This is a genomic window from Kordia algicida OT-1, from assembly GCF_000154725.1.
Classification (GTDB): Bacteria; Bacteroidota; Bacteroidia; order Flavobacteriales; family Flavobacteriaceae; genus Kordia; species Kordia algicida.
Genome location: NZ_DS544873.1, coordinates 2574008 through 2591924, shown reverse-complemented (window position 1 = coordinate 2591924; position 17917 = coordinate 2574008). Strand labels below are relative to the sequence as shown.

The following is a 17917-nucleotide window of genomic DNA, read 5'->3' as shown; positions in this document are numbered from 1 at the left end:
AAATCAAGTTGTCAATTTTGCGAGGTAATCGTAATGTGTTCCTTCAATAATCAATTCGCATTGTAAACCGCAAGCGTGTGCAGCATTTTGTAATGTGTTGTAATCAATATAAAGCCAATGAAAAGGCGCTTCGTGTTCGCCTTTGTAACTTACATAGTATAAGAGTTCACCGTAATAATCGGAATTTGATGGAATCCATTTTCCGCCATCTTCATCTTCATCAAACATATAAATAATATCAGATGAATCTACTAAAATTTGTCCATCTTCGGTCAACAATGTTTTCAAGTGATTCAAAAAGTCGCTAATGTATTTTAGCTTTCCACACATGCCAGCACCATTCATCAATAAGAGAATCGTATCAAATTTTCCAGAAAAATGTAACACATCAGCTACAGCTGTATTTTTAATTCCTCTTAGCTTACAAGCTTCAATAGCAGCTTCTGATACATCAATGGCGGTAACCTCTAAATTGCGGTCATTTTGTAAATACAAACTGTGACTTCCTGCGCCGCAACCAACATCAAGAACTTTTCCTTTGGCTAGTTGTAAAGCTGTTTGTTCTAAAACGGGCATTTCTTCATACGAACGAAACAAATAGGGAAGTGGCAACGTATCTTCTTCCGAAATTGATGTTGCCGTAACAATATCTTCGGTGTAATTTCCTTGTTGATAGTCTAAAATTGCTTTCCCAAATAAATCTTTCATCTGTATCTAAAATAGGAAACAAAAGTACGTTAAGTAATTGAACTTTTGAGATAAGTCATAAAAAAAGCAACGAATCCTACTTTCGTATTCATCGTTGCTTACTGTGTTAACTATAACCTAAATAATTAACCTAGATCCCTAAAATCCCCCAATTTTATGACTCTAGTTGTCATTGAACATACTTCAAAAAGCTTTTCTTCTTTTAGTATGTTTACTAATAAGTACGCAACAGATCGTTTTGTTACCCAACAAATCTGGAAAATATTCGATATTTTTGCTTTTTAAGACAAATACACATGGAAGAATTCATCAATGAACTGCCAAAATTGGCAAAAGAAGTAGAAAAAGAGAACCAGAAATTCTTCTATAAATTAAAGAAAAGAACTCCTAAAAATCTCGATTACATCATGCAGGAATTGCATGAAGATGAGTTTTCAAAAACAGATTGTTTGGCTTGTGCAAATTGTTGTAAAACGACAAGTCCGATATTTACAAACGCAGATATTGCGCGTATTTCTAAGCATTTTAGAATGAAAGAACATCAATTTATAAGCCAGTTTCTATACTTTGATGAAGACAATCATTATGTATTGCAATCGGCGCCATGTCACTTTTTGGGAGCCGACAATGAATGCATGATTTATGATGTACGTCCAAAAGCTTGTAGAGAATATCCGCATACCAATAGAAAAAAGTTTCATAAAATTTCAGAGATAACGATGAACAATATTTCTATTTGTCCTGCAACTTATAATATTGTAGAAAAGTTAAAGACGGTGATAGCATCAAAAGCAAAACGTTAGTTTGCGCTAAATTTCAGAAAAACGTATCTTTATAAACTCACAAAACCTACGAAACCTAAATTATTTTGGATACTATCTTATCATATTTTGAGTCGATTCCTTCTTCGCACAGAAGTGCTATTTTGGTTGGTGGAATTGCTTTTTTTTGGCTCATTGAATACATCATTCCTTTAATTCGATTCAACTACAAAAAAGTAAATCACGCCGGAATCAATATCTTTTTTACGTTGACCACGATTGTTGTGAACTTCGTTTTAGCATTCTTATTACTCAAAGCTTCCGATTGGGCAGTTGCCAATAATTTTGGAATTTTAGAATGGATTAAATTGCAGTTTCCCGAACTTTCTATTTGGTGGTACGCACTCATTGGAGTTGCCTTGTTAGACTTTTTTGGCGCTTGGTTGGCACATTATGTAGAGCACAGAGTTCCATTTTTATGGCGTTTTCATTTAGTACATCATACGGACACGCATGTAGACACAACGACAGCAAATCGTCATCATCCTGGCGAAAGTGTCATTCGTTTCATATTTACTTTAGCAGGAGTTGTTATTGTTGGTGCGCCTGTGGGAATTATTATGTTGTACCAATCAATGTCAGTCGTTTTATCACAATTTAATCATGCAAATATTAGCATTCCTAAAAACGTTGATAAGTGGCTTAGTTACATTATCGTTTCGCCAAACATGCACAAAGTACACCATCATCACGTGTTACCTTATACCGATACAAATTATGGAAACATCTTTTCTATTTGGGATCGAATCTTTCAAACATTCGCTACAAAAGACCCTGAAACTTTGGTGTATGGCGTAGATACATATCCAGATGCTTCTGAAAATGCAAACCTAAAAAGTCTGCTCAAAATTCCTTTTAACAAATATCGTCCGCCAACTACTTTAAATTCTGATGAATAATTTATGTCTCTAAAACTTCCTTTTCGCATATATGTATGTCTATGTCTATTAATTACCATGAGTTGTAAAAACCAATCACAAACAAGCGTTAAAACGACAAGCATTCAAGGACATCGTGGCTGTAGAGGTTTGTTTCCAGAAAATTCTATGATGGGTTTTGAAAAAGCCATTGAGCTCAATGTAAATGCTTTAGAGTTGGATGTTGTAGTTTCTAAAGATCATCAAGTTGTAGTTTCGCATGAACCTTTTATGAATCATGAAATTGCGCTAGACTTGCAAGGAAGTCCAATTTCTGAAGCTGATGAAAAAAAATACAATCTCTATCAAATGTCGTATGACAGCATTCGTCAATACGATTGCGGATCTAAAAAACATCCAAGATTTCCCAATCAAAAGAAAATAAAAGTTGTAAAACCATTATTGACCGATGTTATTCAAATGTCAGAACAGAAAACGAATAGCACTATTAATTACAACATAGAAATCAAAAGAAAACCTTCTTACGATGACGTATTTGCACCAAAAGTAGCTGTATTTGTCCGTTTGGTGCTCGAAGTTATTCATAAATATGATCTTGGAAATCGTGTCAATTTACAAGCGTTTGATTTGGAAACGCTAGAAGAAATCAAAAAGCAAGCGCCCAACATGAAATTGGCATTGTTAGTAGATGAAAACGAATCCATTGACAAAAAACTAAAACAACTCAGTTTTACTCCCGAAATCATCAGTCCGTACTACAAACTTTTAACGCGTAAAAATGTGCGCGATTATCAAAAAAATAACTTTCAGGTTATTCCGTGGACAGTAAATAAAGAAGCTGATATTCTACAATTAATCAATTGGAATGTTGATGCGATTATCACTGATTATCCAGATATACGTGCCAAATAATGCAACAATCACAGCAAAAAATCTTAGTCATTGGTTACGTTTGGCCAGAACCCAATTCGTCTGCCGCAGGAACACGCATGTTGCAACTATTACAGTTCTTTCGAATGCAAAAATGGGACGTCACTTTTGCTTGTCCAGCTGCAAAAACTGAATATTGTTATGACTTACGTCAGATGGGAATTGCGTCAAAAACTATTCAGATTAATGACAGCAGTTTTGACGATTTCATACAACAATTGCTTCCGTCTATCGTATTGTTTGATCGTTTTATGATGGAAGAACAATTCGGTTGGCGTGTTGCAGAATTGTGCCCGAACGCACTGCGAATTCTGGATACAGAAGACTTGCACAGTCTGCGAAAAGCACGACATCAAGCGTTAAAAGATGGAAAAGAATTTCATATCGATCAATTAAAAAGTTATCAATTGGCACAACGCGAGATTGCTAGTATTTTACGTTGTGATATTTCGTTGCTCATTTCAGAAGTAGAACGTGATCTTTTAATCCAACACTTTAAAATTGATACTTCTTTATTGTTGTACATTCCATTTATGTTGGAAGAACTTCACAAAAATCAAATAGAAGCATTGCCAACGTTTGAAGAACGACAACATTTCGTCACCATTGGAAACTTTTTACATGCGCCCAATCGTGATATGGTCATGTATCTTAAAAAAGAAATTTGGCCGTTATTGCGGAAAAAACTTCCGAAAGCTGAAATGCATGTGTACGGTTCGTATGCAAAAGAACACAGTTTACAACTGAATCAACCAAAAGAAAAATTCTTTGTATATGGCAGAGCAGAAAGTGCTGCTGAGGTAATTAAAAAAGCAAAAATTTTATTAGCGCCGTTGCGTTTTGGAGCTGGATTGAAAGGAAAATTTATTGATGGTAAGCAAAATGGAACGCCTTGTGTAACAACTAAAATAGGAGCAGAAGGTATGCATGGCGAATTGTCGTGGAACGGAGTTGTTTCAGACGATATCGAAACTTTGATAAACGAGACTGTCGAACTTTACACGAATAAAAATCGTTGGTTGAGTGCACAACAAAACGGGTTTGAAATTCTCAAAAATAGATATGCAGCAGTGAACTTTCAGCGACAGCTTTTAGAAAAAATAACAACGACGCAAAACGATTTGGAAAAGCACCGAGCGAACAATTTTTTGGGAAGTATGTTGCAATTGCATCACATGAAAAGTACCAAATACATGTCACTTTGGATTGAAACGAAGAATAAACTTTGAAATGTTAAATGCTAAATTTTAAATGAAAAACATAGTTTCTAAAACCCAAAACCCTAATACATCAAATATTTTGCACGAGTTTTCGAAAAAGCTTCCAAACCTTCTTGCCAAGTTGCTTTGATTTGGTCTTCGGTCATTCCTGCTTCAATTTGTTGCTGTAATTTTTCAGTTCCAGCGAGTTTTGTAAAGAATTTATTTTTGTTGAAAAACGGAGTTTCTATTTTTTCAATTTTATATCTATTATAAAACTCTAATAACCATGTAAGATTCAAAGATTCCAAGCGTTCATGTGTCGTCAAATCGTAACCGTTACACATTTTTCCATTGTGTTTTGGATTTTTAGCACCAAAATTGGGCTTTGGAGTAAAATGATCGAAATGTTTCATGTCAAATCGTGGCGTGCCTACAACTTGAAATTGTGTTTCTGTACCGCGACCAATACTAACATCTGTTCCTTCAAATAAGCACAAACTCGGATATAAGTTTATCGCTTGATCGTTCGGGAGATTCGGAGATGGTTTTATAGGCAAACTATACGGCGTTTGATGTGTGTAGTTTTCCACCGAAATCACTGTCAAATCACAAGTCACATTATTTTCTAACCATTTTTCACCGTTAATCATTTGTGCGTATTCGCCAATCGTCATTCCGTGAACTATTGGAATTGGATGCATTCCGATAAAACTTTTAAAAGCTTTTTCTAAAATTGGTCCATCAATATAATGCCCGTTTGGGTTAGGTCTGTCAAGCACAATCACAGGAATGTTCGATTCTGCACAAGCTTCCATCACATAATGAAGCGTAGAAATGTAGGTGTAAAAACGTACGCCAACATCTTGTACATCAAAAATGAGGATATCTAAATTTTCTAGCTGCTTTGGAAACGGTTTTTTGTTTTTTCCGTAGAGCGAAATAATTGGCAAACCAGTTTTAACATCTTTTCCATCTTTTACAATTTCGCCTGCATCTGCTTTTCCTCGAAAGCCATGTTCGGGAGAAAATACGGTTTTTACATCAACTTTTAGGGAAACTAAAGAATCGACCAAATGTGTGTAGCTTTTATCTGATTTGAAAATAACACTTGTTTGATTGGCAACAATTCCAACACGTTTGTTAGCGAGTTTCGGTAGCAATTCAGCAGTTTTATTTGCACCAACAATGGGTTCTTTATATGTCAATTCTGCGGAAGCGTTCACTTTTTTAGCGACAGAAGAAGTACCAGCATCAGCTATATTTAGAGTATTTTGTTGTTCTTTGGAGCCACATCTTGTGAAAAATCCAATTAATAACAACAATAAAAACGTATTTTTGAAAAATCTATAAACCATTCTTGAATTTGAATTACGAGTTTTTTATTGCCAAACGTATTATAAAGGCAAAACAGTATAAAAGTAGTGTATCGGCGACAATAATAAAAATTGCAATTGCTGCAATAGCTATTGGTATTGTGATGATGATGGTTGCGATTGCTACGGGAATGGGATTGCAAAAAACGATCCAAGAAAAAGTTGCAGCGTTTAATGGACATATTCAAATTTCGAATTTTGACAATAACGATTCGGAAGTTTCGTTGACGCCAGTCGATTCCAATCAGGAGTTTTACCCAGATTTCACGCAGGTTTCAGGTGTAAATCATATTCAAGCGGTTGCCACCAAAGCAGGCATTATTCGTACAGAAAAAACGTTTGAAGGTGTGTTGGCAAAAGGTGTTGGCACAGATTATCAATGGACAGCTTTTGAAGATTTTTTGAAAGAAGGTCGCTTTCCAAATGTTTCTGAAAAACGCGAAAATAGAGAAGTTTTGATCTCTGCGTATTTGGCAAGACGTTTGGAATTAAAGTTAGGCGACACGTTTAAAACGTTATTCCTTAAAGAAAATACAAGCGAAATTCCGAATGAACGAACTTTTGAAATCGTCGGTATTTACGATTCAGGATTTCAGAAATTTGACGCCAATGTATTGTTGGTCGATATTCGTCACATTCAGCGAATGAACAAATGGAAGAATGGCGAAGTTGGAAATTTTGAAGTTTTTATTGATGATTTTGACGCCATTCAAGCAAAAGACGACGAAATATACAACGTAATTCCACCAAATTTAGATACCCAAAGTATCATTAGTAAGTTTCCGTTTATTTTTGAATGGATTTCCCTGTTTGATGTCAATATCTTTCTAATTATCGGAATCATTATTATCGTTGGCGGTATTAATATGATTACGGCGTTATTGGTGTTAATTTTAGATAGAACACCGATGATTGGCATCTTAAAATCGCTTGGAAGTAGCAATTGGAGCATTCGTAAAGTTTTCTTGTACAATGCGGCTTATTTGATAGGAATTGGATTGCTTTGGGGAAATATTCTCGGCATCGGATTTATTTGGGCACAGCATACATTTGGCTTTTTAAAATTCCCAAACCCAGAGCAATATCATACGTCAATCATTCCAACGCATATTGAAGTTTGGCAAGTGTTGGCGCTCAATGTTGGAACGCTTGTTTTATGTGTGTTAATGTTGTTAATTCCTTCGTATATAATTACTAAAATTTCTCCTGTAAAGGCAATTAAGTTTCAGTAAAATATTTGATTTACATGAAATTTTATTCCTATAAAGAGTTTATATATTGTATATTATGGTTGATTTGGTATTACATCTTCAATAGTAGAAAAAACACAAGGTCACTTTTAGAATTAGAATAAGAAAAAGTTAAGCGAAGATTAAAAGTCTATTAATTTGATAGACTTTTAGGATTTAATATTATAAAATCTACAGAGACTTCGTATATTTGTCGCTTGAAAACTTAAAAATGGAATACGCAGAAAATATATTAGAAACTATTGGGAATACTCCGCTAGTTAAAATGAATGCTTTGGTAAAAGACATTGATGCTTTGGTGTTGGCTAAGTATGAGACCTTCAATCCTGGAAACTCCGTAAAAGATAGAATGGCATTGAAAATGATTGAAGATGCAGAAGCAGACGGTCGTTTAAAACCAGGCGGAACTATCATTGAAGGAACTTCTGGGAACACAGGAATGGGCTTGGCACTAGCAGCTATTGTAAAAGGCTACAAACTTATTTGTGTAATGGCAGACAAACAATCAAAAGAAAAGATTGATATTTTACGTGCTGTTGGTGCGGAAGTTGTAGTCTGTCCTACTGCGGTTGAGCCAGACGATCCACGTTCGTATTATTCTGTGTCCAAACGCTTGGGAGAAGAAACTCCAAATGCTTGGTACGTAAATCAGTACGACAATCCAAGCAATGCTACTGCGCATTACGAAAGTACAGGTCCTGAAATTTGGGAACAAACCAAAGGGAAAGTCACACACTTTATTGTAGGTGTGGGAACTGGAGGAACTATTTCTGGTGTTGGAAAATACCTAAAAGAACAAAATCCAAATGTAAAAGTTTGGGGAGTTGATACGTATGGTTCTGTATTTAAAAAATACCATGAAACAGGAATCTTTGATGAAAACGAAATCTATTCGTACATCACGGAAGGAATAGGAGAAGATATATTGCCTAAAAATGTAAATTTTGACATCATTGATGGCTTTACAAAAGTAACCGACAAAGATGCCGCAATATATACACAGCGTTTGGCAAAAGAAGAAGGTATGTTTTTAGGAAACTCAGCCGGATCTGCCATAAAAGGTGTATTGCAACTAAAAGAGCATTTTACAAAAGACGATGTTGTGGTGGTGTTGTTTCACGATCACGGAAGTAGGTATGTTGGAAAAATGTTTAATGACGATTGGATGCGTGAACGCGGATTCTTGGAGGAAGAAGCATCTTCTGCAGCCGATTTAATCAAAGAACATCACGACAAACCTTTAGTTACGGTAAAAACTGGCGAATTGGTGTCACATGCAATTGAGCGTATGCGCAAATTTAAAATCTCACAAATCCCTGTAGTTGATACGGAAGGTTTTGTAGGCTCTATTGATGAAACTTCACTATTTGCCAAATACATGGAAAACAAAGACATCGCAGATACGTATATTGCAGATATCATGCAAGATCCTTTTCCTATAGTACATAAAAATAGTTCTATTGACGAAATATCGAAGTTGATTACGAAAGATAATCAAGCGGTTTTGGTAGACTTGGGAGACGAAAAATATCACATCATTACAAAATACGATATCATCAAAGGAATTAGCTAAGCTTCTTTCATTATAAGACATAAAAAAAGTCGAATACTTTTTAAGGTATTCGACTTTTTTGTGTTTTATCGTTTCGTTACAAAAAGGGTTCTTTATTCTTAAAATCTGTTGCAAGCTTTTTATAACGTCTTTCTAAATTTCTATTGTCTATTAAAATGATAATTAATACAGAAAAGAAGATTAGTATAGAATATCCTAAAATTGAATTGATACTTTCTTTATCACTTGATAATCCGCCGCCACTACCTTCATCTGTAATATTTGATGGACTCATAGCTCCTGTATCATTTCCTTGTGCTACTACTGTAGTATTTAGATCGTCTGGAGTGTTAGCTTCTGCTAGACGATTTGCAAGTAGGTTACAAGTACATATGAAAAATAATAATATGGTAAATTGTATTTTCACAGCTTAAAAGTATAAAAAAAAACTCACAAAATTGATTTTTAATGCTTGATTTTAAATATTTTACGATTTTTTAAAGTTTAAAACTCTTACAAGAAAACTTGATTTGGGTAATTAATCTTGGTCAATAGATGCTATAAACTTTCCTTATATAAAAATCTGAATGATTAACTTTCTAGTAAACAAACTATATGTTTTTCTTGCTTGATAAAAAGATAATCGCTTTAAAATCAATAGTTACAGAGCTTTTTTTAGTTTTCTTATAGATTTGATTTTTTGTGTATTAACTAAAAATTACATATATATTCAATAAACATCTTCATCAAACAAGAAACATAAATTAGGGGAAGAAGTCACCTGTTTATCATAAGATTAGTATTGAAGCTAGAATTTAAAATTCTGACTATTTATTCAATAACAATAGCAAAATAACAACTTTTTTTTCGAAAAACTGCAAATAAATATCAGATTAACTGCAAAGAAAGAAGATAAACTGCATTTTTTTTGACATTTTCTCAGGATGAATCACAGATTTTAACAAGATCGTTAGTCATATAACATTTTTAAGTAAATAGACGAATTCGTATTTTTAGCAACGATACAAAATGAATCCTTGCGAACTATGAAAATGTATATTTTACTCAAAGAATCAGTGCCTGATCGCTTTGCGCCTGTAATTGCCGCACATGCTTCTCTTGCCTGTTATAGAAAATATGAAGATGATACTGACATGCAAAAATGGATGCAAGGTGTTTTTAAAAAAGTAGTATGTAAAGTCAATCACAGAGAGTTTGAAAATGCTAAAAAAGAAGCAAAACATATTGTATTGACAGAAGCTGCTTTAAATAATGAAGAAGTAGGTCTTGCCTTTTGTCCGCGTTCAGAATATTCCAAAGCATTTCGTTTTTATAAAATGTGGTCGCCAACGGTAGTTTAAACAATGTGAGTTGCGTAGAAGAAGTTTCAACACCATAAAATTTTTAATTGACGCGTATGAAATACATACTTGAAAAATGAACTCCAATCTCTTTAACTGATTCTTATAATTAAATTATCTTAACGTTAACAAAATCAAGGGTTCATAAGGTTTTTTTTGAGAAAAAAACATACGATACTTCATACCTTATTTATGGTGTTTCCGTAACCAATAACTTTTTATCCAATGTAGTTTTGTGGTATAAATAAATATTCAAAAACCAAAAATTACATTGAACTATGAAAAGAAATTTTAAAATCCAAATGCTGTATGTTTTGTTGACAATGCTCCTGCTTGCAGGTTGTCAAAACGATACGGAAGAAGAATTAGTAGAAGAAGCAACAACTGCTGTAGAACGTGTTGATGTAAAATGGCTTGCACCAGACGATCATCCTGTGGTACAATTATTATACAGCAGAGGTTATGAACGAGGAACAATCTATGAAACTGATGAGCATTTTTTAGCGCCACCAGATTTATTGTACAGTAAAGATATCAACGATTATGACCTATCTGACAATGGTAGCAATGCCGAACAAGCCTACAACACAGGGAAATTAGTATCTCTAAACAGAATGCGTATCAATGTGTTTTTAGACAACTCTATTGGGACAGATTTGCAAACACAATCCGTAAATGCAATGAATGAACTTAACGGAATCAACAATTGTGCTTTATTCTTTGTACGTGTTTTCAATGCCAATCAGGCACAAATTACGATACGAAGTGACTTTGGAGCAGAATCCAATAATGTTTTAGGTCGTGCAGGTTTTCCATCTAACGGACGTCCATTTGATACAGTGACCCTAAACGTTGATCGTTTGGATGACTTCGGAGCTGACATTCGTAGAAACACCATTATTCATGAACTTGGTCATTGTGTCGGATTGCGCCATACAGATTGGCAAGCCAACAGAGAACGTAGTGCTGTAAACATTCCTGGTACAAGTGCCAATGATACAGGATCAATCATGTGGCATACCATCAATGGAGGAACACCTTTTACAAACGGAGATTTAACTGCTTTTAGAGCCTTATTTCCACGAGCTTTGCGCATAGATGTTGTCAATGAAATTGACGATTATGATTACAGTGGTGAAATTTATGTTTTAGACAATGTATTTGTCGATGTCTTTACCGATGGAAGCTACAGTACGCAAACAACGCTTAACCGAAATGTAAACGTAAGTTACCGTATTAACGTACAAGAATACAATCACACCTCAGGAACTTATTATTACAGTCGAAATCGAACTTTAACGGCTGGTAATAATCGTTATTATATTGATGATGAGGAAGAAGAATGTTCGCCATACCAAGGAGAAACCTGTACACGACAAGACCTTGAAATCAGATTGGCAACTTCAATACTATAAAGTCAATTCCTTAAATAAAAACACTCGTTTTAAAATACAACAAAGCCCAACAATTTCAGTTGGGCTTTGTTCATACATGGGCGTATGCTCTGTTGTATTAAACATGTCTATTTCATGTGGCAACCCAATCCGCCTTCAGCTCTTGGTACAGAATTACACATTAAAGCTGTTGCTCCTTGCGTTCCGCCTTTAAGATTGCTCGTTTTTAAGTTAGATACTTGTTTCTTGTTTAACTGTAACGATTGTACGTTTCTTTTTTTCATGGTATGTAGTTTTTAATTATGATGGAAAAATAATAAATCTTCAATTCAATATAGTATGGGTTTTCCTTAACAATACACAGGTAAATTATTTTGAAAATTCAGATAAATATTTTTAGCCTAAAGAATCATTTCTACAAAGCAGCATATTTCTCAAGAACTATACAATCATGCTACATTTCCACATCAAAAAAAGTCCAACAGTTTTTGTTGGACTCCTTCTTTTTTTGAAAAAAATAATTAACCTTATTTACTTATTATCTCTTTCCAGGCAAATAGCAAGGTCCGTTATTAGGTGTACAATATGTGTAGCTTACAGGTTGTGGCGCTGGTGGCGCGCAAATAGCTGGCGACATACAATTGGTAGCTTCACTCTGTACACCTCCTTTTACAATTTGTGCATCGTTTAAAGAAGAAACTTGCTTTTTGTTAAGACGTAAAATCCTTTTTCTCATGGTTATAAATTTTAATATGAATATGCCGCAAAGTACCATAGCTACTAGAGAATTTAAAATGAAGTTATTCATCATTTATAAATCTTACATAGTAATTATTGTGATAATGAATTGATAGTGAGTAAGACATATTCCAATATGAAAAATAAACTCAATTGTTACTTCCGTTTCTAAAAACAGTCATTTCGTAAGAAAAATTATAATTCACGACGGATGTTTTTCCTGAATTTTCAAAGCTTAATCACTATTCGTAGTACTTCAATCAAAAAAAAATAAGAGATTCATCCTCGTAAAATACGACTGCGCAGTATTGTTTTTACAAAAATCGCTCTTTTAGGATTGCAAACCGTAACGCTTACGAACTATTTTTTACGCTTACACATTATCTGCTGTTCTTTTCAGGATTATTAACGAGATTCACACTAAGAAACAGTACTGTTTGATGCTTTACAAAGTAGAAGAAAGCTTGTTGCACGTCTGCGAGACCATTTCGGGTAATCCCGAAAGCCTGTTGCACGTCTGCGAGGACGTTTCGGGTTTCCCCGAAAGCTTGTTGCACGTCTGCGAGGACGTTTCGGGTTTCCCCGAAAGCTTGTTGCACGTCTGCGAGAACGTTTCGGGACTTCCCGAAAGCTTGTTGCATTGCTGCGAGAACGTTTCGGGACTTCCCGAAAGCTTGTTGCATTGCTGCGAGAACGTTTCGGGATCGTTTTTATTGCGAATAATGCAATGAAACACTCAAAAATTGTTAAAAAATTACGAATTATTAAAAATCGAGATGTTATGGAAAAACCAACATTAGATCGCTTTAGAAACAGCGAATTTTTACAATACATGAAAGATGTATTAGAATTAGTCAACGCAAACGATGTTGACGCATTACAACTAACCACGCAACGTGATGCGCTTGCCACACTTACCAATCAGATAGACAATCTGTTTCAGCAGGAGCAAAGCAGTGGCATTACGCAAGAATTAATCGATTTAGATAACAGACGCGACAAAGCTTTTATGGGCATCAAAGCATCGCTTGAAGCTTACGGCTATCATTATGATGAACGTATGCAATCGGCTTCCCGTAGTTTGTTGTACAATTTAAATAACTACGGCACCAACATTCCGCGAATGAATTACCAAGCAGAAACCGCCGTGATTGACAGTATGTTGTCCGATTGGGAAACAGAAACCGATTTAATCAATGCCATCACTACTGTTGGGCTTCCCGATTGGATGGCGGAGTTAAAAACGGCAAACGCAGCGTTTAACGATCGGTATTTGGCGCGTGTTTCCGAATCGGCAGCCAATCCTGCTACAAGTTTTACATCGGTACGCGAAGTTGCAACGGATGCCTATCGCGATTTGGTGGCGCATGTGGAAGCTCATGCTACCTTAGGAAGTAATGTGGTGCACCAAGAATTAGTCAACGAATTTGGCATATTGGCAAAGCAGTATAACCAAACGGTTAGCCTCCGATTGAGTTCGAGTGATACGGATGCTTCTTCGAGTACGTCAGATTCCACAGATGAGGAGAACGTGGAAGCGTAGTCTTCGAGTGCTCGATTAATTAAAAAAACACCATGCCAAAAGGATACATGTATATATTAACGTGAGTTAGAAGTAAGAATTTTAGTTTGAAACTTTTCTTTTCCGCAGTATAGCAGGAGTTTTTCGTTAAAAATTTTCGAAGCCTTGGAGAAATGTTAATTCATGAACTCCATAACTGAAAATAGAGCATGGTGAACTAAAATTTAGAAAAATTCATGCGGTTTTAGTTTTTTCCATAAAAGAAAAACTAAAAATACCTCTGGAAAAGTTCCCTTTCTTTTGTTTCTTTTCTTTGGGTAAGCAAAGAAAACGAAAATAAAACATTGATAATGAATTGTATAGCGGAATTATTTATAAAATTACTGTAAATATAAATTGAATGATTTATATCGAACTGACGTTGTATTAGAATGTGGTAACAGAAGTTACTATACGGGAAGTACCAAATACTTAGCCAAACGCTTTATGCAACATGCTAAAGGAGAAGGTGCCAATCACACAAAAAAGCATCAACCTGTAAAGCTGGTATATGTGGAAGAATACAATCGGATAGATACTGCTTTTTACAGAGAAAAGCAAGTACAAGGTTGGAGTCGTAAAAAGAAGGAAGCGTTGATTGCGGGAATGCCTGAAAAGTTACATGAATTGGCTAAATGTCTTAACGAAACGCATTCGAGTAATAAGTGAGTCTTCGGCTTCATTTCGACTCCGCTCAATGAGTACTCAGACTCTGATTCCGTGTAACTGAGCACTGAGTGAAATACTGACCCGAGCATTGAGCGGAGCCGAAATGCGAAATACATACAAAACCACCTGAATAGTTTTATGGACTGTTTGGGTGGTTTTTCGTGTTTTACGGGTTTCCGTAAAAGTAGTTCGCCAATAAATAATAGTATTGTATTATTCTTAGAAAAATCTTATCGATAATAAGATTTTTAACAATTAAAAAACTTTACATATCTAAATAAATTTATACTTTTAAGGAAGAAAAATATTACTTAGTTAATTAAGCATGCATAATTCTGTGTATGCCAATAAGAAATTCATTAACCATTTTAGGGATTTAAATATATAAATGAAATAATAAAATGGGTCAGAAGGTCGAAATGTTACGTTTTACTCAGATAAACCTTCTAAGATATACGTTAGTTGGGAAGGATGATACCATTTTCCAAATATTCACCTATAAAAGTGATATATGAGGAGATGGTTGACAACAGTGTCACAACTGTTGGCTTCTTGAAGTTGCATCTACGGATTAATTTTCTAAGCATTTTAACGATGTTTAAGAGGGTTATTACAAAGATACTAATTTCTATACCTGAAAAGAGTAGCGTCGCAATAGCTTGATAAAGTGAAAGCTTCGAAAGGCATGTACATTTTAAACCTGCTACTAATAAGTATCTGGCCCTATTTTTTAAATTATGGAAACAGAAGATTGGTTTAAATTGAAACGTTATCCTCACATTGGAGAACCTTTGTCTTTAAAAGATTATAAATGGATTAAGGATTACGTGGAAAACACAAAATGTATTAAAGAACATAGCTTTTTGCCTTTAATTCATAAGTGTATTATTAAACGCAAGTATAGAGCTGATAATAGCAACCTTATCAGAAATAAAAAGGGTGAGCGAATGCGGTTTATTGATCGTCCAAAAATCAGAAATATTTACTATGCATCACATATAGACTCTATAGTATTTTCGTACTACAATCATTTAATTAGTGAAGAGTATGAAAAACTTATAAAAACTAAAAATTTTAATGAGTCCATAGTAGCATATCGTAAAATACCTGTAACTATTGGCTCAGAAAAAAATAAATGCAATATTGATTTTGCAAAAAGCACATTTGAGTTTATTAAGAAAAATGAAAACAATAAACTTACAGCAATCGTTGCAGACATAACTGCTTTTTTTGATAATTTAGATCATAAGATATTAAAAAAGCAATGGTGTAAAGTTTTAAATACAAATACACTTCCTGAACATCATTACAACGTTTTTAAGGCATTAACTAATTTGCATTATGTAGAAGGTGATCAGCTATATAATAGTTATAATAGAACAATGCTTGTCGAAAAAGGAGTTCCAAATTCTTCAAGAGATAAAAAGATTAAAAGAATCGAAATAAAATCTAACAGTTATTTTAAAGAAAAAAATGCAGTTGCTTATTGTACAAAAGAAGAATTTTTAACGAATAATTTGAATTTAGTTATTTCTGCACGTAATAAAGTGGGTATTCCGCAAGGAAGTCCAATAAGTGCAACTTTAGCTAATGTATATATGTTAGATTTTGATCAAGAAGTTTATAATAAAGTTGAAGCTGTCGGAGGTTATTATCAAAGGTATAGTGATGATTTAATCATTGTATGTGATCAAAAGTATGAAGATGATATATTAATGTTTATAAGGGATAGAGTTAAAAACTTAACAAGATTAGATATTCACCCATCGAAAACCACAGTTTATAGATTTAAAAAAGTAAGTAGTGTCTTTAAAGGATTTGAAATAGATGAAGCCTCTAAGATACCTAATTATAATAAATGTCTTGAATATTTAGGCTTTTCATATGATGGACAAAGAGTCTTGATTAAGGATTCTGGATTTTCTAAATTTTACAGATCAATGAAACGATCATTTAAGAAGTCTACCTCACTAGCTATTTATAGTAAAAACCCTGATAAAAGTTTATTTAAACAAAGATTGTACAAAAGATTTACTCATAGAGGAGCCAAACGCAAATTGATTTATCATCCCTCTAAATTAGATCCAACCAAATATGAAAAAACTAAAAAATATTATTGGGGTAATTATTTAAGTTACATCTATAAAGCAAATGATAGTATGAGGCATTTAAATGGTGGGAAAGATATAATTAAAAGGCAAAGCAGAAGGTTTTGGAATAATTTTCACCAATTAATGAAAGATCATGAAAACAGAATAATTACAGCTAAAAAAAATAAAGCTTAATATAAAGTCAATCAAAGAAATCTATATAGAGTTTCAAGAATATTTGTGTCAAGATAGGATTATATAGGATTTTGTGACCATAAATAAAAAATAAATGAAAAATGAAGATCAAAAAGATATAATATTTTCGAGTACTAAAATAACTCTCTTCTATTTAATTTTAGCAATAATTGGTTTTTTGATTTTATTACTTCCAATACTCTCCAGTTGGTATGATTATAGTACTTTGGGAAGTGTTGGTGATACGGTCGGAGGATTACTAAATCCAATAGTGGGAATTGCAGCAGCTTTACTTACATTTTTAGCTTTTTACATTCAATACATAGCTAATCAGCAAGTTCAAAAACAATTTCGTATCCAACAGTTTGAATCACAATTCTATGAAATGCTTCGCTTACATAAAGAAAATGTAAATGAAATGAAAGTAATGGGATATGGATTAGTTAAACAAATTTCAAAAGAAACTGATAGTAAGGGGATTTCAAAAACTATAGAGACAGAAATACAGACAGTACGATTCACTGAGGACAGGAAAGTATTTGTAACGATGGCTACCGAATTGATAGCATGCTATGAGTTTTTAGAATTATATAATGAGCTAAGAGATAATGCTAGATATGAAAAAAAAGATTTATTAGAACTTACATACCGTATTTTCTTTTTTGGTACAGGGTCTGGGCTTATATCATCTGAAGCTATAGATACCAATTTCATAAATTTAATTATAAGAGAACTAAAGAATATTAGTTCAGAACATAAAAAATCATTTGCTAAAAAGAATAAATTCTTAGGTCATAAAGATAAATCAATAAGACTTTATGTTAAGTATAAACCATTCTCAGGTCATGAATCTCGTTTGGGGCATTATTACAGGCATTTGTATAGTACAGTAAAGTATGTAGTGAATCAAGATGGTAAATTGTTGACTTATAAAGAAGTTAGAAGGTATTTAAAAATACTTAGAGCGCAAATGTCAAATGATGAACAATTAATGTTGTATTACAATTACATCATTGGGTTTGGAAGAGATTGGGAAAAGAATGGTTTTTTAACTAAGTATAGAATGCTTCATAATTTACCAATAGATAAAGTTAGATATACGGAAAAACCAAGAGATCATTTCAAAGGATATATTAAAAATCACTGTACGAAAGATGATCCACTTTTTGAATGGGGAGATTATACTTAATTATAT

17 protein-coding genes are annotated in these 17917 nt (G+C 33.8%); 12 read left to right on the top strand and 5 right to left on the bottom strand.

The genetic code is table 11. The features are described 5' to 3' along the window. Positions 1-3: 3 nt before the first annotated feature. Positions 4-708, bottom strand: coding sequence for a class I SAM-dependent methyltransferase (locus KAOT1_RS10940; RefSeq protein ID WP_007094872.1), 705 nt, complete (start codon positions 706-708; stop codon positions 4-6). A 296-nt stretch (positions 709-1004) separates the two neighbouring features. On the opposite strand from KAOT1_RS10940, the gene KAOT1_RS10935 reads away from it, so the two are divergent. From KAOT1_RS10935 to KAOT1_RS10920, 4 genes are all read left to right on the top strand, one after another. Then, entirely contained in the window at positions 1005-1511 is a 507-nt protein-coding gene (locus KAOT1_RS10935) for a YkgJ family cysteine cluster protein (RefSeq protein WP_007094871.1), read from the top strand. 65 nt (positions 1512-1576) lie between these two features. Next, entirely contained in the window at positions 1577-2428 is an 852-nt protein-coding gene (locus KAOT1_RS10930; RefSeq protein ID WP_007094870.1) for a sterol desaturase family protein, read from the top strand. A 57-nt stretch (positions 2429-2485) separates the two neighbouring features. Next, positions 2486-3319 carry a glycerophosphodiester phosphodiesterase family protein gene (locus tag KAOT1_RS10925; RefSeq protein WP_007094869.1) on the top strand — a complete coding sequence of 278 codons (834 nt, stop codon included), beginning with the start codon at positions 2486-2488 and terminating at the stop codon, positions 3317-3319. Then, the gene (locus KAOT1_RS10920) at positions 3319-4566 is read left to right on the top strand and encodes a glycosyltransferase (protein WP_007094868.1); all 1248 of its coding nucleotides are present in this window, start codon (positions 3319-3321) and stop codon (positions 4564-4566) included. The genes KAOT1_RS10925 and KAOT1_RS10920 overlap by 1 nt, the downstream gene beginning before the upstream one ends. Before the next feature lie 53 nt (positions 4567-4619). Here the strand turns inward: KAOT1_RS10920 and KAOT1_RS10915 are convergent, their stop codons facing one another. After that, entirely contained in the window at positions 4620-5894 is a 1275-nt protein-coding gene (locus KAOT1_RS10915; protein WP_007094867.1) for an exo-beta-N-acetylmuramidase NamZ family protein, read from the bottom strand. 8 nt (positions 5895-5902) lie between these two features. Here KAOT1_RS10915 and KAOT1_RS10910 point away from each other — a divergent pair, with 8 nt between their 5' ends. Further along, on the top strand, positions 5903-7144 hold the full coding sequence (locus KAOT1_RS10910) for an ABC transporter permease (RefSeq protein ID WP_040560020.1): 1242 nt from the start codon (positions 5903-5905) through the stop codon (positions 7142-7144). Between the two features lie 229 nt (positions 7145-7373). Beyond that, positions 7374-8735, top strand: a complete 1362-nt coding sequence (locus KAOT1_RS10905; protein ID WP_007094865.1) for a pyridoxal-phosphate dependent enzyme — start codon at positions 7374-7376, stop codon at positions 8733-8735. A 76-nt stretch (positions 8736-8811) separates the two neighbouring features. Here the strand turns inward: KAOT1_RS10905 and KAOT1_RS10900 are convergent, their stop codons facing one another. Then, on the bottom strand, positions 8812-9141 hold the full coding sequence (locus tag KAOT1_RS10900) for a hypothetical protein (RefSeq protein ID WP_007094864.1): 330 nt from the start codon (positions 9139-9141) through the stop codon (positions 8812-8814). A gap of 619 nt (positions 9142-9760) precedes the next feature. Here KAOT1_RS10900 and KAOT1_RS10895 point away from each other — a divergent pair. Next, positions 9761-10075, top strand: coding sequence for a peptidyl-tRNA hydrolase (locus tag KAOT1_RS10895; protein ID WP_007094863.1), 315 nt, complete (start codon positions 9761-9763; stop codon positions 10073-10075). Between the two features lie 278 nt (positions 10076-10353). Beyond that, on the top strand, positions 10354-11490 hold the full coding sequence (locus KAOT1_RS10890) for a M57 family metalloprotease (protein ID WP_007094862.1): 1137 nt from the start codon (positions 10354-10356) through the stop codon (positions 11488-11490). 107 nt (positions 11491-11597) lie between these two features. Here the strand turns inward: KAOT1_RS10890 and KAOT1_RS22930 are convergent, their stop codons facing one another. Together KAOT1_RS22930 and KAOT1_RS10885 are read right to left on the bottom strand one after the other, a co-directional pair. Continuing rightward, positions 11598-11753, bottom strand: coding sequence for a hypothetical protein (locus KAOT1_RS22930; protein ID WP_007094861.1), 156 nt, complete (start codon positions 11751-11753; stop codon positions 11598-11600). Between the two features lie 254 nt (positions 11754-12007). Continuing rightward, positions 12008-12205, bottom strand: coding sequence for a hypothetical protein (locus KAOT1_RS10885; protein ID WP_007094860.1), 198 nt, complete (start codon positions 12203-12205; stop codon positions 12008-12010). Between the two features lie 783 nt (positions 12206-12988). On the opposite strand from KAOT1_RS10885, the gene KAOT1_RS10875 reads away from it, so the two are divergent. The 4 genes from KAOT1_RS10875 to KAOT1_RS10860 all read left to right on the top strand — a co-directional run bounded on the left by KAOT1_RS10875 (position 12989) and on the right by KAOT1_RS10860 (position 17911). Further along, positions 12989-13750: a DUF6261 family protein gene (locus KAOT1_RS10875; protein ID WP_157560104.1), complete on the top strand. Its 762-nt coding sequence runs from the start codon at positions 12989-12991 to the stop codon at positions 13748-13750. 375 nt (positions 13751-14125) lie between these two features. Next, a complete protein-coding gene (locus KAOT1_RS10870) occupies positions 14126-14437 on the top strand; it encodes a GIY-YIG nuclease family protein (RefSeq protein WP_007094857.1) in 312 nt (103 codons plus the stop codon). A 737-nt stretch (positions 14438-15174) separates the two neighbouring features. Beyond that, a complete protein-coding gene (locus KAOT1_RS10865) occupies positions 15175-16722 on the top strand; it encodes a reverse transcriptase domain-containing protein (RefSeq protein ID WP_007094856.1) in 1548 nt (515 codons plus the stop codon). Between the two features lie 94 nt (positions 16723-16816). Further along, positions 16817-17911: a putative phage abortive infection protein gene (locus KAOT1_RS10860; RefSeq protein ID WP_007094855.1), complete on the top strand. Its 1095-nt coding sequence runs from the start codon at positions 16817-16819 to the stop codon at positions 17909-17911. Positions 17912-17917 lie beyond the last annotated feature (6 nt).

Bases quoted from the DNA above. Each gene is read 5' to 3' on its own strand.
- KAOT1_RS10895 (WP_007094863.1), top strand. From the start codon at position 9,761: ATGAAAATGTATATTTTACTCAAAGAATCAGTGCCTGATCGCTTTGCG.
- KAOT1_RS10920 (WP_007094868.1), top strand. From the start codon at position 3,319: ATGCAACAATCACAGCAAAAAATCTTAGTCATTGGTTACGTTTGGCCA.
- KAOT1_RS10905 (WP_007094865.1), top strand. From the start codon at position 7,374: ATGGAATACGCAGAAAATATATTAGAAACTATTGGGAATACTCCGCTA.
- KAOT1_RS10860 (WP_007094855.1), top strand. From the start codon at position 16,817: ATGAAAAATGAAGATCAAAAAGATATAATATTTTCGAGTACTAAAATA.
- KAOT1_RS10925 (WP_007094869.1), top strand. From the start codon at position 2,486: ATGAGTTGTAAAAACCAATCACAAACAAGCGTTAAAACGACAAGCATT.
- KAOT1_RS10885 (WP_007094860.1), bottom strand. From the start codon at position 12,205: ATGAGAAAAAGGATTTTACGTCTTAACAAAAAGCAAGTTTCTTCTTTA.
- KAOT1_RS10915 (WP_007094867.1), bottom strand. From the start codon at position 5,894: ATGGTTTATAGATTTTTCAAAAATACGTTTTTATTGTTGTTATTAATT.
- KAOT1_RS10875 (WP_157560104.1), top strand. From the start codon at position 12,989: ATGGAAAAACCAACATTAGATCGCTTTAGAAACAGCGAATTTTTACAA.
- KAOT1_RS22930 (WP_007094861.1), bottom strand. From the start codon at position 11,753: ATGAAAAAAAGAAACGTACAATCGTTACAGTTAAACAAGAAACAAGTA.
- KAOT1_RS10890 (WP_007094862.1), top strand. From the start codon at position 10,354: ATGAAAAGAAATTTTAAAATCCAAATGCTGTATGTTTTGTTGACAATG.
- KAOT1_RS10935 (WP_007094871.1), top strand. From the start codon at position 1,005: ATGGAAGAATTCATCAATGAACTGCCAAAATTGGCAAAAGAAGTAGAA.
- KAOT1_RS10940 (WP_007094872.1), bottom strand. From the start codon at position 708: ATGAAAGATTTATTTGGGAAAGCAATTTTAGACTATCAACAAGGAAAT.
- KAOT1_RS10865 (WP_007094856.1), top strand. From the start codon at position 15,175: ATGGAAACAGAAGATTGGTTTAAATTGAAACGTTATCCTCACATTGGA.